18 protein-coding genes and 1 pseudogene are annotated in these 22,137 nt (G+C 70.8%); 5 read left to right on the top strand and 14 right to left on the bottom strand.

The window, feature by feature from the left end; all coding sequences use genetic code 11:
• The coding region (locus Dsi01nite_RS57575; RefSeq protein WP_239136263.1) for an SseB family protein at positions 1-2,523 on the bottom strand (2,523 nt) is incomplete at its 3' end.
• A gap of 31 nt (positions 2,524-2,554) precedes the next feature.
• Between Dsi01nite_RS57575 and mycP the strand changes: the two genes are divergently transcribed.
• Positions 2,555-3,808, top strand: coding sequence for a type VII secretion-associated serine protease mycosin (mycP, locus tag Dsi01nite_RS29455; protein ID WP_373318864.1), 1,254 nt, complete (start codon positions 2,555-2,557; stop codon positions 3,806-3,808).
• 197 nt (positions 3,809-4,005) lie between these two features.
• Here mycP and Dsi01nite_RS29450 read toward each other — a convergent pair whose 3' ends face one another.
• Positions 4,006-4,302: a WXG100 family type VII secretion target gene (locus tag Dsi01nite_RS29450; RefSeq protein ID WP_203849543.1), complete on the bottom strand. Its 297-nt coding sequence runs from the start codon at positions 4,300-4,302 to the stop codon at positions 4,006-4,008.
• 18 nt (positions 4,303-4,320) lie between these two features.
• Entirely contained in the window at positions 4,321-4,638 is a 318-nt protein-coding gene (locus Dsi01nite_RS29445; protein ID WP_203849542.1) for a WXG100 family type VII secretion target, read from the bottom strand.
• Between the two features lie 126 nt (positions 4,639-4,764).
• On the opposite strand from Dsi01nite_RS29445, the gene Dsi01nite_RS29440 reads away from it, so the two are divergent.
• On the top strand, positions 4,765-5,562 hold the full coding sequence (locus tag Dsi01nite_RS29440; RefSeq protein ID WP_203849541.1) for a DNA adenine methylase: 798 nt from the start codon (positions 4,765-4,767) through the stop codon (positions 5,560-5,562).
• On the opposite strand, the gene eccB is transcribed toward Dsi01nite_RS29440, so the two are convergent.
• Positions 5,556-6,890, bottom strand: a complete 1,335-nt coding sequence (gene eccB / locus Dsi01nite_RS29435) for a type VII secretion protein EccB (protein WP_203849540.1) — start codon at positions 6,888-6,890, stop codon at positions 5,556-5,558. The genes Dsi01nite_RS29440 and eccB overlap by 7 nt on opposite strands.
• Before the next feature lie 68 nt (positions 6,891-6,958).
• On the opposite strand from eccB, the gene Dsi01nite_RS29430 reads away from it, so the two are divergent.
• The 3 genes and pseudogenes from Dsi01nite_RS29430 to rarD all read left to right on the top strand — a co-directional run bounded on the left by Dsi01nite_RS29430 (position 6,959) and on the right by rarD (position 11,719).
• A complete protein-coding gene (locus tag Dsi01nite_RS29430) occupies positions 6,959-8,671 on the top strand; it encodes a type VII secretion protein EccE (protein ID WP_203849539.1) in 1,713 nt (570 codons plus the stop codon).
• A gap of 1,616 nt (positions 8,672-10,287) precedes the next feature.
• Positions 10,288-10,647, top strand: a pseudogene (locus Dsi01nite_RS29425) (phage holin family protein); the annotation flags it as partial.
• Positions 10,648-10,789: 142 nt separating this feature from the next.
• Positions 10,790-11,719, top strand: coding sequence for an EamA family transporter RarD (gene rarD, locus Dsi01nite_RS29420; RefSeq protein WP_203849537.1), 930 nt, complete (start codon positions 10,790-10,792; stop codon positions 11,717-11,719).
• 12 nt (positions 11,720-11,731) lie between these two features.
• On the opposite strand, the gene Dsi01nite_RS29415 is transcribed toward rarD, so the two are convergent.
• From Dsi01nite_RS29415 to nuoI, 10 genes are all read right to left on the bottom strand, one after another.
• Entirely contained in the window at positions 11,732-12,502 is a 771-nt protein-coding gene (locus Dsi01nite_RS29415) for an anti-sigma factor family protein (RefSeq protein WP_203849536.1), read from the bottom strand.
• Positions 12,492-13,016 carry a sigma-70 family RNA polymerase sigma factor gene (locus Dsi01nite_RS29410; RefSeq protein WP_203849535.1) on the bottom strand — a complete coding sequence of 175 codons (525 nt, stop codon included), beginning with the start codon at positions 13,014-13,016 and terminating at the stop codon, positions 12,492-12,494. Before Dsi01nite_RS29410 ends, Dsi01nite_RS29415 begins: the two co-directional genes overlap by 11 nt.
• Before the next feature lie 144 nt (positions 13,017-13,160).
• Positions 13,161-13,937, bottom strand: a complete 777-nt coding sequence (locus Dsi01nite_RS29405; protein WP_203849534.1) for an IclR family transcriptional regulator — start codon at positions 13,935-13,937, stop codon at positions 13,161-13,163.
• A gap of 400 nt (positions 13,938-14,337) precedes the next feature.
• Complete coding sequence (locus Dsi01nite_RS29400; RefSeq protein ID WP_373318863.1) at positions 14,338-15,360, bottom strand: polyprenyl synthetase family protein; 1,023 nt, start codon at positions 15,358-15,360, stop codon at positions 14,338-14,340.
• Positions 15,361-15,464: 104 nt separating this feature from the next.
• Positions 15,465-17,006 (bottom strand): NADH-quinone oxidoreductase subunit NuoN, encoded by a 1,542-nt coding sequence (gene nuoN / locus Dsi01nite_RS29395; protein ID WP_203849532.1) that lies wholly within the window; start codon positions 17,004-17,006, stop codon positions 15,465-15,467.
• The gene (locus tag Dsi01nite_RS29390; RefSeq protein ID WP_203849531.1) at positions 17,003-18,532 is read right to left on the bottom strand and encodes an NADH-quinone oxidoreductase subunit M; all 1,530 of its coding nucleotides are present in this window, start codon (positions 18,530-18,532) and stop codon (positions 17,003-17,005) included. The genes nuoN and Dsi01nite_RS29390 overlap by 4 nt, the downstream gene beginning before the upstream one ends.
• The gene (gene nuoL / locus Dsi01nite_RS29385; RefSeq protein WP_203849530.1) at positions 18,529-20,439 is read right to left on the bottom strand and encodes an NADH-quinone oxidoreductase subunit L; all 1,911 of its coding nucleotides are present in this window, start codon (positions 20,437-20,439) and stop codon (positions 18,529-18,531) included. The genes Dsi01nite_RS29390 and nuoL overlap by 4 nt, the downstream gene beginning before the upstream one ends.
• Before the next feature lie 10 nt (positions 20,440-20,449).
• Complete coding sequence (gene nuoK / locus Dsi01nite_RS29380) at positions 20,450-20,749, bottom strand: NADH-quinone oxidoreductase subunit NuoK (RefSeq protein ID WP_033363255.1); 300 nt, start codon at positions 20,747-20,749, stop codon at positions 20,450-20,452.
• Entirely contained in the window at positions 20,746-21,519 is a 774-nt protein-coding gene (locus tag Dsi01nite_RS29375; RefSeq protein WP_203849529.1) for an NADH-quinone oxidoreductase subunit J, read from the bottom strand. Before Dsi01nite_RS29375 ends, nuoK begins: the two co-directional genes overlap by 4 nt.
• Entirely contained in the window at positions 21,516-22,064 is a 549-nt protein-coding gene (gene nuoI / locus Dsi01nite_RS29370) for an NADH-quinone oxidoreductase subunit NuoI (protein ID WP_203849528.1), read from the bottom strand. Before nuoI ends, Dsi01nite_RS29375 begins: the two co-directional genes overlap by 4 nt.
• Positions 22,065-22,137 lie beyond the last annotated feature (73 nt).

The following is a 22,137-nucleotide window of genomic DNA, read 5'->3' as shown; positions in this document are numbered from 1 at the left end:
GTCGTCCCACGGCGCAGGCTCGCCAAGCGCCGCAAGGTCGCCGTACGCCGCAGCGCCACGAGCCAGAAACTCAGCACGCCCCGCATCGCCACGGGCCACAGGCTCACCAAGCGCCGCAAGGTCGCCATACGCCGCGGCGCCACGGGCCGGAACGTCACCACGCCCCGCATCGCCAAGCGCCGCAAGGTCGCCGTAAACGGCAGCGCCACGGGCCGGAAGGTCGCCACGGGGAGCCGCACCGCCGCGGAACGTGGAGTCGCCGGGGGCGGACAGGAACCCGCCCTGGTCGCCGGGGCGCGGACCGGGTTCGCCGGTGCCGGGCCGGGGCTCGTCACCGCGGAACGCGGTGGGCTCGTCGGACCTGTCCCAGCCGGAATCCAGGAACCCGCCCGGACCCGACTGCGGCAACCCGCCCGCGCGGGCACCGCCCTCAGCAGGACCGCCCTCACCAGGACCGAACGCCCCAGAGCCGAACGCACCAGGATCGACCAGGCCGGGACGTGATGCCAGCACACCTGCGTCGCCCGCCTCGGCGCGCGACGGCAACGGATCGGCCGGGCGTGGGCGCGCCGGCAGGCTGCTCGGCCGGCCCGGCAGAGCACCCTGATCACCGGCACCGGGCCGCGCCGGCAAGCTGCTCGGCCGACCAGGCAGAGCACCCTGGTCACCACCATTGGGCCGCGACGGCAGGCCACCACGCTCGCCCGCACCGGGCCGCGACGGCAGGCCGCCAGCATCGCCGGCACCAGGACGTGACGGGAGCCCCCCGGCGTCGCCCGCACCGGGACGCGACGGCAGCCCACCGACCTCGCCCGCACCGGGACGCGGCGGGAGGCCGCCGGCGTCGGACGGGCCCGGGCGGGACGGCAGGGCGCCGCCCTCACCGGGTCGGAACGCAGCATCGGGGCGCTCGCCCGGCTGGCGGGTCGGCAGCGGAGGGGCCGTCGAAGCAGGCAGGGTGGGCGGCGGTTGCCAGGCGGCCGGGATCACCGGGTCGGCGTGCTCGGTGAAGATCTCGCCGAGGCTGCGCGCGGGTTCGCGGCGTGGCCAGTACCGACGGGGATCACCCTCGCGGTCATCCTGCTCGCCGTCAGCATCGGCGCCGCGCGTGGGGAGGCCACCAGCTGCCGACGGCCGCGCCGGCAGCGATCCTCCCGCCGGCGAGGTCGGCCGCTGCGGCAAACCAGCCGACCCTGGAGCCGGCGAAGTCGGCCGCTGCGGCAAACCAGGCTCACCCGCACCAGGCCGCTGCGGCAGGCCAGGCTCACCCGCGCCAGGGCGTTGCGGCAGGCCGGGCTCACTCGCACCGGGCCGCTGCGGCAAACCAGAAGATCCTGGCGCCGGAGACGTCGGCCGCTGCGGCAGGCTCGACGCGCCACCGCCACCGGCCTTCGACGGCGGCACGGGACGCGTGTCCGCGCCCGGTGACCAGCCCGGTGAACGTCCAGGCGCGTCGGGCTTCAGGTCCCCGAACAGCTCCCGCTCGCCCGGCACGTCCAGCGAGCTGCGATCCGACTCGTCAAAGAGCCCGGAGCGCCCAGGCACAGCCGGCGGCGGCGCGGCGGCGGCGGCCGGCGGCACGGCCGGAGTGACCGGTGGCCGGGGACGGCGGAAGTCGGCGGGCCGCTCATATCCCGCGGCGCCGGTGGTGCGCTCGTAGTTGATCGGACGGTCCGCCCGCGTCGGCAGAAACGCTCCGGGCGGCGCCACGTCAGGCGGCGGCACGTCCCGCTTCGCCGGCGGCCCCGACGGCGAGCGCTGCACGGTGGAGGCGCCCGGCCGGGTCCCGGGCGGGGGCACGGAAGGCCCTGGCGGCGCGGACACGGGAGGCGCCGGCGGTGCGGACTCGGCTGCCTTCATCCGGTGGCGCTCGATCGGCGTCGGCGCCGGCTGATTGGGCACGCTGCGGACCGGCACCTGTGCCGTCGCGCGGGCCCGCGAACCGGCCGCCTGCTCGATCCTGGCGCGGGCGCCAAGCGTGCGGCCCGGCAACCGGACGTCGCCGCGGGTGATTTGGGTCACGAACCACGACGGCAGGTAGCCCTCGATCGGCAGGCCGGGGTTGACCGCGAGCCACCAGTCGACATTGGGCCAGATGCCGGACAGGTCGCGGAACGGCACCCGCCGGTGCGTGCCAGGATGCCCGGCGAGGCATTCGCGGAGCGCCTCGGGCGACGTGAACGCCAGCACGTGCGTGCGGCCCTCGGTCGTCCAGGTGCCCCAGCCGGAGTCGCCGTTCTGCACGCCCTCAGGCGCGATGGGCAGCATGATGTCCGCGCGGGCCAGGATGCGGAAATACTGCTCCTGGTCGTTGGCGCGCAGGGCGTCACGCATGGCGCCTTCGGCCTCGGTGGCCGGCTCCCACTCGCTCACGGCCACCCCCTCTGTCGGGCTCGGAACCGCCGCGCTCGCGAAACTTAACCTATACGGCCACGGCAATCCGAGGGGTGCGACCCAGCAAGCGCTCCGGCCAGCATAGCGATGGAACCGCCCCGGAACCCAGGCCTGTCCCACGAGCGTCACCGTCCGAGGGTCGAACAATTACCATCTGCGCATGCCTCGTCCCATCAGACTGGCTACTTTGAAGCTTTTGTGCATGATTGTCGGCTTTGGTGCCACACCTCCGACGGCCGTCGCACAGGCTCCGCCCGCGTGCCCCACATCGATCCGTCCGCCGGCGCCGGCACCGACCGGTGTGTCTTGGCCTTCGCAGGTGTACGACCACCGCAAGCTCACCCCTCTCGCCGACGGCACGGGCATCACCGTCGCGGTCGTCGACTCGGGGGTCGACGGGCGGCACCCGCAGCTGCAGGGCGCGGTGCGCGCCGGGCCCGACCAGCTCGACGGCGGCGGCTCGCTGATCGACTGCGTCGGGCACGGCACCGGGGTCGCCGGCATCATCGCCGCCCGGCCGGTCGCCGGCTCGTCGCTGCAGGGGCTCGCACCGGGCGCCACGATCCTGGCACTGCGGGTGAGCGAGCTGGTCGAACTGGAGGACGGCACGACCGCCGGGCGCCGCGGCACGCCTGCCGGGGTCGCGGCGGCGATCCGGGCCGCCGTCGAGCGCGGCGCCGGGGTGATCAACCTGTCGCTGGTGTCGTACCAGGACAGCGCCGACGTGCGCGAAGCGGTCCGGTTCGCGGCGGCCCGGGACGTGGTGCTGGTCGCCGCTGCCGGGAACCGCTTCGCGGAGGGCAACCAGACGCCGTACCCCGCGGCGTACGACGGGGTCATCGGCGTCGGCGCCATCGGCCCGGACGGGCAGCGGCTGCCAGGGTCGCAGACCGGCCCGTTCGTGGATCTCGTCGCGCCGGGCGGCCAGGTGGTGACGACCGCCACACCGCAGGGGCTGACGACCGTGGAGGGCACGAGCTTCGCCGTCCCGTACGTCGCCGCCACCGCGGCCTTGCTCCGCCAGTACCGACCGGAAATGACGGCAGCACAGATCGCGGCGAGACTCACGGCGACCGCCGACGGAGGCGTGGCCGGTCCGGGCTTCGGCGCGGGCGTCCTCAACCCCTATCGCGCGCTGACGGAAGAGACCGGCGCGACACCTGCTCCGGCCGGGCCGGTCCTCGCCCCGGTCGCACCGGACCCACGGGCGGCGCAGCGCACCGCCGCACGGGACCGCACCCTGCTGCTGGCCGGGCTGGGCGTCGGGCTGGCCGCGCTGATGCTGCTGGTCACGGTGGTGCTACCGCGCGGACGGCGGCGCGGCTGGCGGCCCGGCGTCCGGCACCTGCCCGACCCGCCGGACGAGGCCTCCGCCGACCGGACCACACCCGCGTTCGGCGGCCCGCGCCGCTGAGCGCCACGCAGCACACGACGCCGCGCGACAACCGGCCCTGCACCGCTGCGCGCTACTGAAGGCCTACGCCGCTCAAGCCAGCCGGGCAGCCTGCACCGCTGAGCGCCATCACCGGCACGCCACCGCTCAACCCCGGCTGGCGGCAGGCCGAAGGCCCGGTCCGCGAACGTGTCGCGGACCGGGCCGTCCCGCACGGCTCAGCCCTGTGGGAACAGGTTCCTGTTCCGCTGCTCCGTCTCCAGGTATCGCCGCATCGAGTCGTCCAACGCGACCTTGATCTCCCGCAGCGTCGCGGCCAGGTCATTGCCGGCGCGCTCCCAGTTGGCCTGGCGGGCCGCATACGCCTCCCGCGACTCGCCCTGCCACCCGGCCGTCAGCCGCCGGCCGAGCTGGGTGACCTCCTCCAGCCGGGCGTTGAGCGTGTTGAGCGCGCTCTGGATGGACTGGCCGGCGTGGTCCATGGCGGCGAAGTTGACCACCAGTGTGTCGTCCATGAATGTCTCCCGTCCGGCTCAGAGGGGCAGGTGGTGGGTGCCGATGCCCCTGAAGCGGGCTCCGGCGTCGGCGTCGGTGACCTGATAGTTGCGGCCGGTGGATCTGAGGCCCTCGGCCGTCTCCAGCAGGTTCTTGTGGAGCGTCTGCTGGTCGCGGTTCCACGCGTGCTTGACCGTGTCGAAGGACCGGCCGCCCGCGCCCTGCCAGCCGGTCCTCGTCGTCTCCAGCTCGCGCATCAGCGTGCTGAGCATGCTCTGCAGCTCGCCGTTGACCTGCTCGAACCGTTGTGCGGCCGAATGCAGCTCGGCCTGCTGCGCCTGGGTCGTCTGTGCCACGGTGCTCACCCCGTCTCTCGTGTCGCGGACCTGCCGACGGTATCGGCCGTCACCGATCGATAACCAGACGTAATTCCTCCCTGTGGATAACTTCCGGCATTTCGCCCTTCCTCTACGATGTACCGCGTGGCGGATGGCCGGTCGTTCATCAAGTGGGCCGGCGGGAAGACCCGCTATGCGGCGCAACTGGTCGCTGCGGCGCCACCGTTCACCGGCTGCTATTGGGAGCCGTTCATGGGCAGCGCCGCGGTGTTCTTCGAATTGCGGCCGGTCAAGGCGGTCCTGTCGGACGCCAATCCCGAGCTCGTCGCCTGTTTCCGCGCCGTGGCCACGCAGCCCGAGGCCGTCATGGAGCGGCTCGACGCGCTGCCCAACACCGCCGAGCGGTTCGCCGAGATCCGCGCGCAGGATCCGGGCGGGCTGACCGACGTCGAGCGTGCCGCCCGGGTCATCTACCTGAACAAGACCGCGTTCCGGGGCCTGTGGCGGGTCAACCGGCGGGGCGGGTTCAACGCGCCGTACGGTGCGTACGACCGGCCGTACTATCGCCGCGAGACGTTCCTGGCGGCGTCGGCGGCGCTCGCCGGAGTGGAGATCCGGCGCTGCGACTTCGAGGAGCCGTTGCGCGAGGCGGCGGCCGGGGACTGGGTGTTTCTGGATCCGCCGTATCTGCCCGAGGGTGGGTTCGCGGACTTCAAGCGGTACACCGCCGGCCAGTTCCGCGACACCGACCACGAGCGGCTCGCCGCCGCGATGCGCGACGCCACGGGCCGCGGGGTCCTGATCACCATGACCAACAGCGACACCGACGCGACCCGCCGCATCTACGGCGACTTCACCGCCACGGCGATGGCGACCCGCCGCGACATCAACCTGCGGTCGGCGGCCAGGGCGAGCTCGGACTTGGTGCTCACGAACTATTGAGTGCGGGTCGCGAGCTCCGGGTCGAGCGCCGGCCCGGCCGGGAGCAGCCCGACGAACTCGCCCGGCACCGTCACCGGCTCGACGCCCTGATAGCCGAGGCCGGACAGGACATCGGCGACCGGGAGCGCGTGCCGCCGGCCGAGGTCGGTGACGAGGGTGAGGTTGCCGGTGTCGGTGCGCACGAGCGCGCCACCGCCCGGCGCCACCACGATCCGGTCCGCCAGGACGGTGCCCGCCGGTGACGCCGACGAGGTCCGGAGCCCGCCCGGCGTCCCGGGCATCGCGTTGCTGGTCGAGATGACGTTTGCGCTGGTGGTACACACGACGCCAACGTCATTCACGAGCAGCTCCGGCGCCGCATGCGGCAGGTCGGCACCGGCCGGGAAGGGCCGGACCTGGCGGTCCTGGACCAGCACGGCAAGCTCGCCCGGGGTCAGCGGCAGCAGTTCGCCGCGGCCCTGCACGGCGGCGGTCTCCGGCGCCGCGAGCAGCAACGCGGCCTGCAACGGCGTGACGGAGGCGAGTCCCTCGCCGGTCATCACGAAGGCGTCGACCCGGTCCCCGCTGCGGACTCCGAACAGCTGACCCACGACCTTCTGGTCCACCTTGCGGCCACGGTCGGCGACGGCCGGCGTGATCAGGTCGGCGCCGGACCGGACCGCGTTCAGCAGCGCCTGCGCGACCGCGACCTGCGGCCGGCCGGACCAGACCAGCGCGGGCAGCACCGCGCCGGGCTGGCGGATGAGGTGCTTTCGGCCATGGACCAGCAGGTACAGGGCGTTCGTGGGGCTGGTGACGAGGAGCCCGTGCTCGCCGAGCTCCTTGCCGCTGGCGCGGGGTGTCAGGAAGAGCGTCGTTTCCTGCTTTTCGCCGCAGACCGTCCACGGGTCGCGGTGCAGGCGTCCCGCGGCCGGCAGGGAGGCGGGCGCGCCCGGAATGCCCAGCGTCGCGCCCCGTGGCGCCCCGGCCAGGGCCTTTCGGGCGACCGAGATCGTCTTCACGCCGGGCTGGTTGAGGATGAGCAGCGCGGACGCCTGATTGAGGACCGGGTGGAGGTGTTCGTCGCGGTACACGAAAAGCGCCCCGGACTCCTTCTCCACGATGATTGCCCGATCATTGCGCCATTTGTCGGAGGTGCCCGGCACCACCAAGGCATATGCCGCCGCTCCTCCGACTCCGAGCGCCGCGAGGAGTACGCCGACCAACGTCGCGCCTGCTACCCGCCGAAACGGTGATCTCGGCGGATCCGTGTCGCGCATGACGAGAGCGGCCACGACCCGTTGCACCATGAACTGGTACGAATGCAGCTGGTCCTGCCGCGACGCCATGCTGGTCCTCCAAAACTGTCATACCGGCGCCCTACGATATTCCCCAAGTCGCATAGGCGGGGGGCGATATGAGCAAGGCTGTGCGCATCATGCTGGCGCAGGTCGCGCTGGCGTTGTTGATCGCGGCGTGGGCGGTGCATCCCGGGTGGGCGCTGGCCGCCGCAGTGCCGTTGGCGCTGCAGGTCCGACCGCCCCGGCGTCGCGGGTCGCGGCCGGCGGGCGACACGCTGCTCGCGGCGGTCCGACCCGGCGCCGGCATGACCTCGGTCGACATCGACGGCGTGGACGTCGGCGTGCTCGAGGACGCCGACGGACTCACCGCGACCATCCGGGTCGGCGACCTGAGCGACCTGCTCGGCGACACCCCGCCGCCGCTGCCCCCGTTGAGTGCGCTGCTCCCGGCTCCCGCCCCGGACCTGCCGGAGGCACGGATCCAGCTGCTGATCAGCGGCGCCGCCGCCCCCGGCCCAGGCGCCGGCGCGACGGCGTCCGCCACGTCCTACCGGCAGCTCACCGACGGTCTGGTCCTCGCACACCGGCAGGTGCTGCTCAGCCTCCGGATCCGCCGTGCCGGCGGCTATCAGCGCGAGGACCTGGAGCGCAGCCTCGCGGCCGCGATCCGCCGCGCCTGCCGCCTGCTCGGCAAGGCCGGTCTACCGGCCCGCCCGCTGTCGCCACCATCGGTCGTGGCCGCACTGACCGAGGCCGCCCGGCACCGCCCCGACCGGCCGGTCCGGGTGACCCGCCGCGGCCTGGAGGTCGGCGGGCTGCACCAGGCGGTGTTCCGGCTGCGCCGCTGGCCCCGGGACGGGCCGCTCGCCGACCGGCTGCTGGTCCTGCCCTGCTCGGCGGTGATCATCGCCCTCACCGCCACCGGTGGTGAGAAGACCTGCCGCGCCGAGCTGACCATCCGCCTCGCCGCCCCCACGCCGCTGGCGCTCGACCAGGCCACCGCGGCGCTGGACCGGGTCGTCACCACCCTGGGCGCCGAGGTCACCCGCCTCACCGGCGACCAGCTCGAGGCCCTCGCCGCCACGCTCCCCCTCGGCGGCGGCGCACCGACCGACACCGCCGTGCTGGCCGGCCTCCTCGCCGGCCGCGACGACCTCACCCTCGACGGCACCGCCGCCCCACAGGTCACCGCCGCCCACCTCGCCTCGCTCGGGCCCACGGCCGGCGGCGACGGCCTGATGCTCGGCGTCAACCGGCACGGCACTCCGGTCGTGATCCGCCCGTTCCGCGCCGAGCCGACCCGAGCCGTCCTCATCGGCGGCCTGCGCTGCGCCGAGATGCTGACCCTGCGCGCCCTCGCCCTCGGCGCCCGCGTCACCGTCCAGTCGACCCGCCCCGACGCCTGGTCCCGGTTCCTGCGCGGCCTCGGCGGCGAGCCCATCACCCTCCACCCAGCCGACCAGCCCCTCGACCCACCCCCGCCCACCGCCACCGACCCCCAGCTGCTGGTCATCGACACCGGCCCCGCCGACGGCCGCACTCCCGCCGTCACCGAGGCCGCCTGGCGTGCCACCCTCCAGGTCCGCGACGACCTCACCACCGCCGACGCCGACCTCCTGACCCGCGCCGACCTCGTCCTCCTCCAGCCACTGACCCCAGCCGAGGCCGCCATCGCCACCGACGTCCTCGGCCTGACCGAGTCAGCGTCCTGGCTCACCCGCATCCCCCCAGAGATGCTCGGCATCGTCGTCAGCCGCCGCACCGTCCGCTGGGCCCACCTGTCCCCCACCCCAGTCGAACTCCAACTCACCGGCGGCCCCGCCCGCTGAGCCCCTCGCCCTGCCCCGCCTCACTCGTTCGGCCCGGGCCGTTTCGTCCGGTCCGTTCGGCCCGCCCTGCTCGTCACCGCATACTCAGGCCGCCCGCACGTGTCGCTTGCTCGATCCGTTCGCTCGATCCGCCCTCTTGCCCATGCCCATGCCCACGCGCCGCCTCACTCGTGCCGCCCCCGCCGTTCGGGCCCGGCCTGCTCCGTTACGGCCTGCTCGGGCCGCCCGCACATGTCCGCTTGCTCGGTCCGTTCCCTCAGCCCGCCCCTCATCCCCGCCCCACACGTGCCGCTCGCGCCGTTCGGGGCCGGCCTGCTCGTCACCGCTTCCTTGGCTGCCCGCACGTGTCCGTTCGCTCGGTCCGTTCCCTCAGCTCGGCCCACGCCCCGCCTCACTCGGGCCGCCCGCCGTTCGGGCCGTTTGCCCAGTCCGCCTGCTCGATCCACCCCGGCTGACTCGCCTCGACCCTGGCTGCAGTGTCCGCACCGCCCTGGAGCCGCCGCACCGCCCTGGAGCCGCCGCACGGCACGACGCCGCACCACACGGCAGGCCTATTTGTTCTATTTCAATCGAATTCAGTCGAACGCCGGCCGACGCCACGTCCGCCGGCGGACTCGTCCTGTCCATTGCCAAGCGCCCGCCCGCACGCTTGGTCGTGTCCGCTGCGGTGGCGTTCGACGTGCTGGCCTGCCCGCTTCGGGCAGCCACAGTTGCGAAGTGATCGCGGACCCGTGCTTCGCTCCGGCCGCGCCGCCGTTTGCGTCCTGTGGCCCGTGTGCGCGGTCGTGATGCACGCGCACGGCCGGATCGAGTCTTCCGCCGCCCGTCTGGACAGCCTGTCCACGCCTTCGGTCTGTGCAGGATCCCAGCGGGTGATGGCGCGACAAGCCGAACGATTTCCGGGTCAGGTGCCCTGAGATCCGTCGGCTTGTGGAAGATCCGGCAACGACCCCGGGCGCCCGACGCGACCCGGCGCCGCCGAGGCCCGGATCGGCCTCTTCACCCGCTTGTTCCACATCGGGAGCGGATCTTCCTGGTGATCGAAGTCGTGGGCCGGCTGCCCGCGCAGCCCGTGCACGACTTCGATCACGCCCGACCGCTCGATCGACGCGTGACCGCACGGCAGGCGACGGCCTGGGCAACGGATGCCGCGAACAGATCACCATGCCAACATCGGTCAAAGAGCCCCGGGCCGGAACGCCGCGCGGATGTTCGCCGGAAAAGCGTGAAGAGGTGGGGGCGTGTGGACGCCCCCTGCGCTTCGCGCTTTTCACCGGAACACGGCGGCGAATGCGCGGATAGTGCGCCTTGCGATCCTGCTCCCGCTCCCAGAGTGGATCTTTCCGGTGATCAGGGGTCCTCGCCGGCCGTCCGGGCGACCATGGCCACCCTTCGACGACAGCAAGATCACGCATTGCGCCTTTCGTCCGATTTATGCCGGCACCAAACCCGGCACTGCGGCACCGGGCAAGGCGGGGTGCCACTTCGTTCGGGCCCGAAGCGTGTTCGGGTCAGCGCGAGGTGACGAAGTAGCCACCCGGCAAGGAGACCGGGTGATGCTGGTCGGGTGAGCCGCGGGGTATCCGAGGTTGGAGCAGCGTGGCACGATCACCCGCATGGGAATCGTCATCCGGCTCGCCGTGAGTGCGTTCACGGTCTGGCTGGCCACGCTGGTGATCGACGGCATCACTGTTGAGGGGACGACCGGGCGCAAGGTGCTGACCGTGCTCGTCGTCGCCGCGATCTTCGGGATCGTGAACGCCGTGCTGCGGCCGATCATCAAGACCATCGGGTGTTGGGCGTACCTGTTGACGCTCGGGCTGGTCTCGCTTGCCGTCAACGGGTTGCTGTTGATGCTCACGAGCTGGATCGCCGAGAAGCTCGACCTCGCGTTCCACGTCGACGAGTTCTGGCCGACCGCGGTGCTCGGGGCGCTGTTCATCGGGATCGTCAGCTGGGTCATCAACCTCGTCATCCCCGACGGTGGCGACAAGGACAGGAACAACAGCCGCCGCCAGCCTCCTCCGCCGCCCCGCCAGCAGTACCGCCCGCAGAACTACCGGTAGCGAAGAGCCCCAGTGAGGGGCGGTCGGCCGACCGCCCCTTACGGTTAGCGGTGTGGAACCGCTGCGCCGTGGGTATTTGTCCGCATTGTCCGCCAACATCATGTGGGGTGTATTCCCCCTGTACTTCCGGGCTCTGCGGCCGGCCGGTGCGGTTGAGGTGCTCGCGCACCGGATCGTGTGGTCGTTGCTCTCGGTGACGGTGCTGCTGACCGTTCTGGCGCGATGGCAGACGCTCAGGACGCTGGTCAAGGACACGAAGCGGCTGGCCGGGATCGCGGCGGCGGCGGTGTTCATCGCGGTCAACTGGGGTGTCTACATCTTCGCGGTGGACACGGACCGGGTGGTCGAGGCGTCGCTGGGGTATTTCATCAATCCGTTGTTCGTCATTTTGCTCGGTGTACTGGTGCTGCGCGAGCGCCTGCGCCGGTTGCAGTGGGTGGCCCTCGGGGTCGGCACGATCGCCGTGGTGGTGCTGAGCGTCGACTACGGGCGGTTGCCGTGGATCGCGCTGACGCTCGCCGGGTCGTTCGGCACGTACAGCCTGATCAAGAAGCGGCTGGGGCTGCCGGCGGGCGAGGGCCTGTTCCTGGAGTCGGCGGTGCTGACCCTGCCCGCGATCGGGTTTCTGGCCTGGCTGGCGTCGCGGCATCAGGCGACGTTCGGCACGGTGTCGGTGTGGCACACCGTGCTGCTGGCGGGCAGTGGCCTGCTGACCGCGGTGCCGTTGCTGTTGTTCGCGGAGGCGGCGAACCGGGTGCCGCTGTCCGGGCTCGGGATCCTGCAGTACCTGACGCCGACGCTGCAGTTGATCCTCGGCGTGCTGGTGTTCCACGAGCCGATGCCGGCGGGGCGGCTGGCCGGGTTCGCGATCGTCTGGGGCGCCCTGGCGATCTTCACCTGGGACGCGATCCGGCACGGCCGGCAGCGCAGAGCGGAAAGGGCGGCCGCCGTCGAGGAGACGGTGACCGCCCAACCGGTGTGAGTACGACGTGCTTCAGGCGTTGAGGACGAGCAACGGCGTGCCGTCGCCCTTGCGGATCTCGATCTTCTGGATGTCGCCGCGCTGGATCCGGCTGTGGGCCTTGAGTTCGTACTCGTCGCCGACGCCGGCGGTCCAGGAGTCGAGTTCCTCGGGCTCGCCGGTGCGCGGGACCACGTAGAGCTTGTAGGTCCACTTGCCGGAAGCGGCGGCGGCCGGTTTGTACGCGCACTGCATCCGCACGAGGGTCCCGCCGTCCTCGGCCTCCAGGGCAAGGCTGGCGGTCACCGGTACCGTGGCCGAAACCTCCTGCATAGCAACGAAATCCGGCTGTCCGACCCCGGCGGAGCGCACCCCGATCACGGCGAGCACGCCGAGGCAGGCGGCGACGAGCGCGGTCCCGGCACTCTGCCAGCGGCGGCGCCGACGTTCGGTGCGCCGGCTGCGCTGGGCCCGGTCGAGCACGCGGGGCAGCAAGGGGTCGGCCGCGGCCGCCGCTGACGGTCCGGCCCAGGCGGCGTCCGAGGACGGCACCGCCGACGGCCCGGCCCAAGCGGCCGACGGACCGGCCCAAGCGGCCGACGGCCCGGCCCAGCCGGGGGTGGCGAGTGCCTGCGCGACGTCCGGGTCCAGCTTGCCGAGCAGCTCCGGCAGCTCACCGAACTCGGCCACTTCCGCCCGGCACTCCTCGCAGTCCACGAGGTGCCGCTCATACGCCTCGCGCTCCGGCGGCGACAGCGCCCCCAGCACGTAGACCGCTGAGTCATGGAGGTGCTCACACCTCATTGCTCACCCCCAACTCCTCCAGGACGACCTTCAGCGAACGCAGTGCGTAGTAGGTCCGCGACTTGACGGTGCCCGGGGGCACGCCCAGCCGTTCGGCCGCCTCGGCGACCGAGCGTCCCTGGTAGAACGTCTCCACCAGGACCTCGCGGTGCGGTCGGGAAAGTCGGGTCAGCGCCTCCGCCAGGACCCAGGACTCCACCGCGCGCTCGGTCTCGTCGACCACGACCGGGGACTCCGGCATCTGGTCGGTGAAGACCTCGCCCACCCGCGCGGAGCGTCGCCGCCACGCGTCGATGGCCAGGTTCCGAGCGGTGGTGAAGAGCCAGGCCCGCACCGAGCCGCGGGCCGGGTCGAGCGCCTCCGGGTGTTGCCAGGCCCGCAGCAGGGTTTCCTGCACGAGGTCCTCGGCCCGTTGACGGTCTCCGCCGGTCAGTCGCAGCGCATGGGCGAACAGCGCATCTCCGTGCTCCTTGTGGAGCGCCTTCAGCAGCAGGTCAGCATCGTCTGTACTCACGCTTTGGCACTATCCGCATCCCTTCCACTGGCTTCTACGCACTAATACGCACAGCGGTTCAAGGCCGCGTCACATGTCAGCCACCCGACATCCAGGGTGCGCAAAAGGGCGCCCCCACCACGTGGGGGCGCCCTTGCGAAGAGCCTATTCGGCCAGCACCGTGGCCAGGTGATGGGCGGTGGCGAGCAACCTGGTCCGCACCACCTTGGCCGAGGACATCAGCTCCGCCGGCGGCAGCGCGCAGGCCAGGACGACCCGGCGGTCCGGGTCCCGGTCGTTGACCACCATGACGGCCGCGCAGGCGAGCCCCTGGCGGAACTGGCCGATCTCGATCTGCATGCCCCGGCGGTCGCCGGCGGCCAGATCGGAGTCCAGGGCCTCCGGTGACGTCAGGGTCGCCGAGGTGTACGCGCGCATCCCGTACTCCTTCAGGAAACGCCATCGCTGATCCGCGCTCATCGTCGCGAGCAGCGCCTTGCCCAACGCCGTCGCGTGTGCGGCGTCGTCGTAGCCCGGCACCAGCTCGTCGAGCGGCGGGGTCCGTGGCCCCTCCGCGGCCGCCGTAACGGCGATCCTGCCGCCGATGAAGCGTCCGAGGTAGTGGCTGTAGCCCGTCTCCGCAGCGGCCCGGCGCAGCCGGTCCGTGACGGCGCTGGGCCCCCGGAACGCGAGGACCAGCTCCCGGTAGCGGTCGGCGATCTCCAGGCCGACCACGTAGGTGCCGTTCTCACGCCGGATGACGTAGCCCTCGTAGGCAAGGGTGCGCACGAGGTGGTAGGTAGTAGCGACCGTGAAGTCACATCGCCGGGCGATCTGCTTCACGGTGAGGCCGCGTGGTGATTGACCCACGGCCTCCAAGACTCGTAGTGCCCTCGACACGCTCCGGATGAGGTCCGAGGGTTCGGCCTGTGGATCCCGCACCGCCGCCCTCCCCAGCCGCAGCAGTAACTGGATTCACACCATATGAAACTGGAGATGGTCCAGGGAACAGTTTGATCATTTATGGCGTGAGGTGAGGGAATCCGAGCGCTCTACACATAGCGATGAATAGCTCATTCCGGACACCCGTGATGTGCAGTCATGGTGGCGACACGCCGAGTGACGTAAGTATTGCTCCATCCAAGCCCATCATATCTGTGTAAGTAGAGGGCTCGCGCTTGAGTAACCTCCTGGCGAGTGCTGCGCCGCCACTCCTGGCTGTCATCACGCCGTTGCGAGACGTCGTCGGGGCAGGTATCGGCGCCAGGTGGCACTGAGCAATCTGTCTCTACAGACCGCTAACCGGTGCGGCGACGCGCCGCACCGGTGAAGGCGGAGATGATCAGTTGGTGCGGTCCGCGATGAAGTCGCAGAGCGACTCCAGGGCAACCCTCGCGGGCACCTGCGGCAGCGGGGCCAGGGACGCCCTGGCGCGGTCCGCGTAGCCCCGGACGGTCTCACGGGCCTGCTTCAGCGCCGCGGACTCCCGCAGCAGCGTCAGCGCCTCCGCGTGCAGCGCGTCGTCGGTGACCGGGCCCGCCGAGAGGATCTCGCGGAGCCGGATCGAGGCGGCGTCGTCGTCGCCGGACGCAAGTGCATAGAGCACGGGCAGCGTCGGCACGCCCTCACGGAGGTCGGTGCCGGGGGTCTTGCCCGACTGCGTGCTCTCGCTGGCGATGTCGATCAGGTCGTCGGAGAGCTGGAACGCGATGCCGAACGTCTCGGCGAACGTGGCCAGGGCCTCGATCTCCTCGGCGGAGCAGCCGCCGAACATGCCGCCGAACCGGGCGCTGGTCGAGATCAGCGAGCCGGTCTTCTGCGAGATGACCCGCAGGTAGTGCGAGATCGCGTCCTCACCCTGCAGCGGGCCGGCGGTCTCGGCCACCTGACCGTGCACGAGCCGGGAGAACGTGCTCGACTGGATCTTGACCGCGTCGAGCCCGAGCTCGGTGGCGACGGCGGCGGCGCGGGCGAACAGGTAGTCGCCGATGAGGATCGCCAGGGAGTTGCCCCAGCGCGAGTTGGCGCTGGGCGCGCCACGGCGCACGGCGGCCTCGTCCATGACGTCGTCGTGGTAGAGCGTGGCGAGGTGGGTCAGCTCGACCACCGCGCCGGCCAGCACGACCTCACGCGCGGACGGGTCGCCGAAGTGCGCGGCGAGCGCCACCAGCATCGGCCGGAACCGCTTGCCACCCGCGTTGAGCAGGTGGCGGGCCGCCTCGGTCACCAGCGGGTTGGCACTGTCGACAGAATCGACCAGCACCGTCTCGACGTCCTTGAGGATCGCCATGACGCTGCTTTCCAACGCCGGATCGGCGAAGGTCAAGCCGACAGACGCACCCGATTGCACGGTTCCCGTACTCACCACAGCTCCAACGATGCCATAGCCTGTCCGATCGGCTAGCGGCGCCCTCTTACAGCGACGTCCCCACGTGGTGGACCACTGGGGACGTCACGGCGCGCTAGCCCTTATTTGCTGACGAATATGCCCGCGTGTTCGGTCGCCTCGATCAAGACGCTCGGGGCAACGCCGAGCACCAGCGTCGCGACGGTCCCGATGACCAGCGCCGCTGCTGTCATCGCGCCCGGGATAGATACCGCAGGGGTCGTCTCGCCCGGCTCCGACAGCCACATCATGACGACCACCCGCAGATAGGGGAAGGCCAGAATGGCGCTGCTCACCACGCCGGCGATCACCAGCCAGGTCTGGCCGGCGTCGATCGCCGCCGCGAAGATGCCGAACTTCGCGGTGAAACCGCTGGTCAGCGGCAGACCGGCGAAGGCCAGCAGGATGAACGTGAACAGCGAGGCATACAGCGGCGAGCGCCGCCCGAGCCCGGCCCAGCGGGACAGGTGGGTCGCCTCGCCGTCGGCGTCGCGGACCAGGGTCACCACGGCGAACGCGGCGAGGACCGTGAATCCGTAGGCGACCAGGTAGAACATCGAGCTGGACAGCCCGCGCTCGGACACCGACAGCACGCCCAGGAGCAGGTAGCCGGCGTTGGCGATCGAGGAGTAGGCCAGCAGCCGCTTGATGTCGGTCTGCGTCACGGCCAGGATCGCGCCGACGAGCATGGTGATGACCGCCACCGTGCCGAGCACCTGCTGCAACTCCCACTCGGTGCGGTGGAAGCCCACGTAGACCAGCCGCAGCAGGCCACCGAACGCCGCGACCTTCGTGCAGGCCGCCATGAGCGCGGTGACCGGCGTCGGCGCGCCCTGGTAGACGTCGGGGGTCCACACGTGGAACGGCACCGCCGCGGCCTTGAACAGCAGGCCGATCGCGAGCATCGCCAAGCCGACGTAGAGCAGGATGTCGTCGTTGGCCGAGTTCTGGATCGCGGTGTCGATCGCCTTGAAGTCGACCTGGCCGGCGTAGCCGTAGATGAGCGCGATGCCGAACAGGAAGAACGCCGAGGCGAACGAGCCGAGCAGGAAGTACTTGAGCGCGGCCTCCTGCGACAGCAGCCGCCGGCGGCGGGCCAGCGCGCACAGCAGGTAGAGCGGCAGCGAGAAGACCTCCAGCGCCACGAACATGACCAGCAGGTCGTTCGCGGTGCAGAACAGCAGCATGCCGGCGAGCGCGAACATCGTCAGCGGGAAGACCTCGGTCGCGCCGGTCGTGCGCGCGGCCTGGTCGCGGTCGGCGTCGGTGTTGGCGGTGACGGCGGCCTGCGCGACGAACGCGCCGCCGGTCTCCAGGGACCGCTCGCCGATCAGCAGCAGCGACACGATGCCCAGCACGATGATCGCGGCGGACAGGAACAGGCCCGGTCCGTCGATCGCGACCGCGGTCTGCGCCGTGACCACGTCGTCCTTGCTGCCCTGACGGATCACCATCACCAGCGCGGCGACGAGGCCGAGCAGCGACAGGGACAGCTGCACGCCGTGCCGGATCCGCCGCGGCACGAAGCCCTCGACGAGCACGCCGATGCACGCGACCCCGAACAGGATCAGCATCGGCGAGAGCGCCGCGTAATCCAGGTTCGGCAGTTGGAGTTTGTCGTTCACTTGCCGGCCTCCACGGTGCCTGCGGTGGCTTTCGGGTCGGTGACGTGCATGTCCGACATCGTCGCCTTGATCGCCGGGTTGATCACGTCGATGACTGGCTTCGGGTAGAAGCCGAGCACCAGGATCAGCGCGATCAGCGGGGTGACGACGGCGGCCTCACGCAGCGACAGGTCCCGGCTCATCGCCTTGATCTCGAGCAGCTTCGGGTTCGTGGTGCCCTGCGTGGTGCGCTGGATCATCCAGAGCACGTAGCCGGCGGCCAGGATGATGCCGGCGGTCGCGATGACGGCCACCGTCTTGTTCACGGTGAACGTGCCGATCAGGACCAGGAACTCCGAGACGAACGGCGACGTGCCGGGCAGGGCCAGCGAGGCGAGACCGGCGATGAAGAACACCCCGGCGAGGACCGGCACGAGCTTGCCGGCGCCGCCGAAGTCGCTCACCAGCGCGCTGCCGCGGCGGCTCACCAGCATGCCCACGACCAGGAAGAGCAGGCCGGTCGCGAGGCCGTGGTTGACCATGTACAGCACCGCGCCGGTGCCCGCCTGGGTGGTGAAGGCGAAGATGCCGATGCCGATGAAGCCGAAGTGGGCGATCGACGTGTAGGAGACCAGCCGCTTCAGGTCCTGCTGGCCGATGGCCACCAGTGCCCCGTACACGATGCCGACCAGCGCGAGCGTCAGCCCGAGCCAGGCGAAGTGCTTCGAGGCGTTGGGGAACAGCGGCAGGCAGTAGCGCAGGATGCCGAACGTGCCGACCTTGTCCATGACGCCGACGAGCAGCGCCGCCGAACCGGCCTGCGCCGCACCACCGGCGTCGGGCAGCCAGGTGTGGAACGGGAAGAACGGCGCCTTGATCGCGAAGGCGAGGAAGAAGCCGAGGAACAGCCAGCGCTCGGCGTTGACGCCGAAGTCCGCGGACAGCAGCGTCGGCCAGTCGAAGGTGTGCCCGCCGAGCACCCACAGCCCGACCACGGCGGCGAGCATGAAGAGCCCGCCGACCAGCGAGTACAGGAAGAACTTGACCGCCGCGTACTGCTTCTGGTGCCCGCCGTAGGAGCCGATGAGGAAGTACATCGGCACGAGCATGACCTCGAAGAACACGTAGAACAGGAACACGTCCTGCGCGGCGAAGACGCCGATCATCGTGGCTTCGAGGGCCAGCAGCAGCGCGAAGTACGCCGGCACCGACCGCTTGCTCTTGTCCGCGTCGTGCCAGGACGCGAGCACGACCAGCGGCACCAGCAGCGCGATCAGCGCGATCATCACCAGCGCGATGCCGTCGACCGCGAACGTGAACTTCGCGCCCCACTGCGGGATCCAGGTGTACGACTCGCGGAACTGGAACCGCTCGCCGGTCGGCTTGAACTGCAGCCACAACCCGACGGTCAGCGCCAGGATCAGCAGCGACCAGCCGAAGGCGGCGCGTTTGGCCAGCTCCGGTTTGTCCTTGGGCAGGAACGCGATCCCGGCCGCGCCGACGAGCGGCGCCACCGTGAGCACGGTCAGATACGGAAAGGAGCTCATCCGAACGTCACCGCCAGCATGGCGGCCACCACGAGCACCGCGCCTCCAAGGATGGACAGGGCATAGGAGCGCACGAACCCGGTCTGCGCCCGGCGGAGCCGGCCGGAGCCGCCGCCCACACCCGCGGCGAGCCCGTTGACCAGGCCGTCGATGCCGCGGTTGTCGATGTAGACCAGGGCCCGGGTCAGGTAGCGGCCGGGCGCCTCGAAGACCGCCTCGTTGAACGAGTCGGTGTAGAGGTTCTTGCGGGCCGCGACGACCAGCGGGCCGGCCGGCTGCTCGGCCAGGGCGGTGCCCTTGTTGAACAGTGCGATGGCGAGACCGGCACCGGCGAACGTCATCACCAGCGACAGGATCGTGATCACCGTGTGGCTCATGACCGGCTCGTGCTCGGTGTGCTCGCTGCCGTAGACCGGGGTCAGCCACTCGGGCACCGAGGTCGACAGCAGGTAACCCGCCCCGACCGAGCCGAGCGCCAGCAGGATCAGCGGGATGGTCATGATCTTCGGCGACTCGTGCGGGTGCCGGATGTCGTCGGTCCAGCGCTCCGGGCCGTGGAACGTCAGCCAGAACAGCCGGGTCATGTAGAACGCGGTCAGCCCGGCGCCCAGCAGCGCCGCGCCGCCGAACAGCCAGGCGGTCCAGCCCTCGCGCTCGAACGCCGCGACGATGATCGGCTCCTTGGAGAAGAAGCCGGACAGGCCGGGGAAGCCGATGATGGCCAGCCAGCCCAGGCCGAAGGTCACCCACGTGATCTTCATGTACTTCCAGAGCCCGCCGAAGCGGCGGATGTCGACCTGGTCGTGCATACCGTGCATGACCGAGCCGGCGCCGAGGAACATGCCGGCCTTGAAGAAGCCGTGCGCCAGGAGGTGGATCAGCGCGAGCGCGTAGGCGGCGCCGCCGAGCCCGACACCCAGGAACATGTAGCCGATCTGGCTGACCGTCGACCAGGCGAGGACCCGCTTGATGTCGTCCTTGGCGGCGCCGATGATGCAGCCCATCAGCAGCGTCAGCGCGCCGACCGCGACGACGACCGTCTGCGCCGTGGAGTTGGCGTCGAAGATCGGGTGCGAGCGGGCGATGAGGTACACGCCGGCGGTGACCATCGTCGCGGCGTGGATGAGCGCCGACACCGGGGTCGGGCCCTCCATCGCGTCCGGGAGCCAGGCCTGCAGCGGGAACTGGCCGGACTTGCCAGCCGCGCCGAGCAGCAGCAGGAGCGCCATCACCAGGACCACGCCGCTGCTGAGCTTGTGCACGCCGTTGAAGACCTCGGCGTAGTCGACCGTGCCGAGGTAGGCGAACATCATGAAGATGGCGATCGCGAACCCGGCGTCACCGACGCGGTTCATGAGGAACGCCTTCTTACCGGCGGTCGCCGCGCTCGGCTTCAGGTACCAGAAGGAGATCAGCAGGTAGGAGGCGAGACCGACGCCCTCCCAACCGAAGTACAGCATCACGTAGTTGTTGCCGAGGACCAGCAACAGCATGGCCGCGACGAACAGATTGAAGTAGCCGAAGAACTTCCGGCGACCCGGGTCGTGGTCCATGTAACCCACCGCGTAGAGGTGGATCAGTGAGCCGACACCCGTGATCAGCAGGACGAACATCGCCGACAGCGGGTCGAACAGCAGACCCAGGTCGACCTTGAAGTCCCCGACGCCGATGTAGTCCCACAGCTTCAGCTCGACGCCGCTGCGGTTCTCGAGCCCGCGGAGCGTGAAGAAGTAGGTCAGCCCCAGCACGAAGGACGTGGCGACGCTGAGCACGCCGAGCCAGTGTCCCCAGCGGTCGGCGCGCTTGCCGAGCAGCAGCAGCACTGCCGCGCTGGCCAGCGGGATCGCGGGCAGCAGCCAGAACGTGCCCAGCCACCCGTTCGCCGCCGTGTAGGCGATTGGTTCCACAACCCGCTCCCTAGTACTTCAGCAGGTTCGCGTCGTCGACGCTTGCGGAGCGTCGAGTCCGGAAGATCGACATGATGATCGCCAGGCCGACGACGACCTCGGCCGCCGCGACGACCATGACGAAGAACGCCATGATCTGGCCGTCGAGCGTGCCGTTGATCCGGCTGAACGTGACGAGCGCGAGGTTGGCCGCATTGAGCATGAGCTCGATGCACATGAACAGCACGATCGCGTTGCGCCGGATGAGCACACCCACCGCGCCGATCGTGAACAGGATCGACGCCAGGACGATGTAGTACGTCGGTGTCACTTCTCGGTCCCCTTCGGTGCGACGTCTGCCGACGTCAACTCCCGGGTCGGGAGGATCTTGGAGATGCTGCGGTCCGACGGCGTGCCGTCGGGCAGCCGCGCGGGCGTCGCCACCGAGTCGGAGGTGGAGAACACGCCCGGGCCGGGCTTCGGCGCGGGGTAGTTGCCCGGCAGGAACCGCTTGAGCATCCGCTCCGGCTGGCTGATCTTTTCTTCGGGGCTCTTCTGGATGTGGGCCAGGATCATCGCGCCCACCGCCGCCGTGATCAGCAGCGCCGAGGTCACCTCGAACACGTACACGTACTTGGTGAAGATCAGCCTGGCCAGGCCGGTCACGTTGCCGGCGGCGTTCGCCTCGGTCAGGCCCTTCGGGTCGCTGTCGCCGAGCGCGCGGTACAGCGCGATGCCCATCAGCAGCGACAGCCCGACGCCGAGCAGGATCGCCACCATCCGCTGGCCGCGCAGCGTCTCGATCAGCGAGTCCGAGGAGTCGCGACCGACCAGCATCAGCACGAACAGGAACAGCATCATGATGGCGCCGGTGTAGACGATGATCTGCACCATGCCGATGAACGGCCCGGCCTGCAGGACGTAGAACACGCCCAGGCACAGCATCGAGATCACCAGGAACAGCGCGGAGTGCACCGCGTTACGGGCCCAGACCATGCCGAGGGCGCCGAGGACCGCGATCGGGGCGAGGATCCAGAAGGTGGCGGCCTCGCCTCCCTTCACGTCTCCGGCGGCGGCCAGCAGCTCCAGGGAGAGGTTCATGCCTGACCCCCCTTGTAGTGCTCGGCACCCGCGGACGTGCCGGGGTTCTCGAGCGCGCCGACGTAGTAGTCCTTCTCCGTCTCGCCGAGACGCATGTCGTGCGGCGGGCGCTCCATGCCGGGCAGCAGCGGCGCGAGCAGCATCTCCTTGGTGAAGATCAGGTCGCGCCGGTTGTCGCGGGCCAGCTCGTACTCGTTGCTCATGGTCAGCGAACGCGTCGGGCAGGCCTCGATGCACAGACCGCAGAAGATGCAGCGGGCGTAGTTGATCTGGTACGTCTGGGCGTAGCGCTCACCCGGCGAGAAGCGCTCGTCCTCGGTGTTGTCGGCACCCTCGACGAAGATCGCGTCCGCGGGGCAGGCCCACGCGCACAGCTCGCAGCCGATGCACTTCTCCAGGCCGTCCGGCCACCGGTTGAGGATGTGCCGGCCGTGGTACCGCGGGGCCGGAGGCTTGCGCTGCTCCGGGTACTCCTCGGTGACCACCGGCTTGAACATGTGCGAGAAGGTGACGCCGAACCCCTTCAGGGTGCCGCCGATGCTCATGCCGCCGCCTCCGCTTCGCTCCAGCGTCGGCCTGAGCCAACCTGCCATCCCGATGAGCGACCCGAGCCGCTCC

Source organism: Dactylosporangium siamense, from assembly GCF_016862795.1.
In the GTDB taxonomy this organism is placed as follows: domain Bacteria; phylum Actinomycetota; class Actinomycetes; order Mycobacteriales; family Micromonosporaceae; genus Dactylosporangium; species Dactylosporangium siamense.
This window is presented reverse-complemented; position numbering and strand designations above follow the sequence as displayed.

Bases quoted from the DNA above. Each gene is read 5' to 3' on its own strand.
- Dsi01nite_RS29375 (WP_203849529.1), bottom strand. From the start codon at position 21,519: ATGAACCTCTCCCTGGAGCTGCTGGCCGCCGCCGGAGACGTGAAGGGA.
- Dsi01nite_RS29390 (WP_203849531.1), bottom strand. From the start codon at position 18,532: ATGAGCTCCTTTCCGTATCTGACCGTGCTCACGGTGGCGCCGCTCGTC.
- Dsi01nite_RS29415 (WP_203849536.1), bottom strand. From the start codon at position 12,502: ATGAGGTGTGAGCACCTCCATGACTCAGCGGTCTACGTGCTGGGGGCG.
- eccB (WP_203849540.1), bottom strand. From the start codon at position 6,890: ATGGCGTCGCGGCAGGACCAGCTGCATTCGTACCAGTTCATGGTGCAA.
- Dsi01nite_RS29450 (WP_203849543.1), bottom strand. From the start codon at position 4,302: ATGGACGACACACTGGTGGTCAACTTCGCCGCCATGGACCACGCCGGC.
- mycP (WP_373318864.1), top strand. From the start codon at position 2,555: ATGCCTCGTCCCATCAGACTGGCTACTTTGAAGCTTTTGTGCATGATT.
- Dsi01nite_RS29430 (WP_203849539.1), top strand. From the start codon at position 6,959: ATGAGCAAGGCTGTGCGCATCATGCTGGCGCAGGTCGCGCTGGCGTTG.
- nuoI (WP_203849528.1), bottom strand. From the start codon at position 22,064: ATGAGCATCGGCGGCACCCTGAAGGGGTTCGGCGTCACCTTCTCGCAC.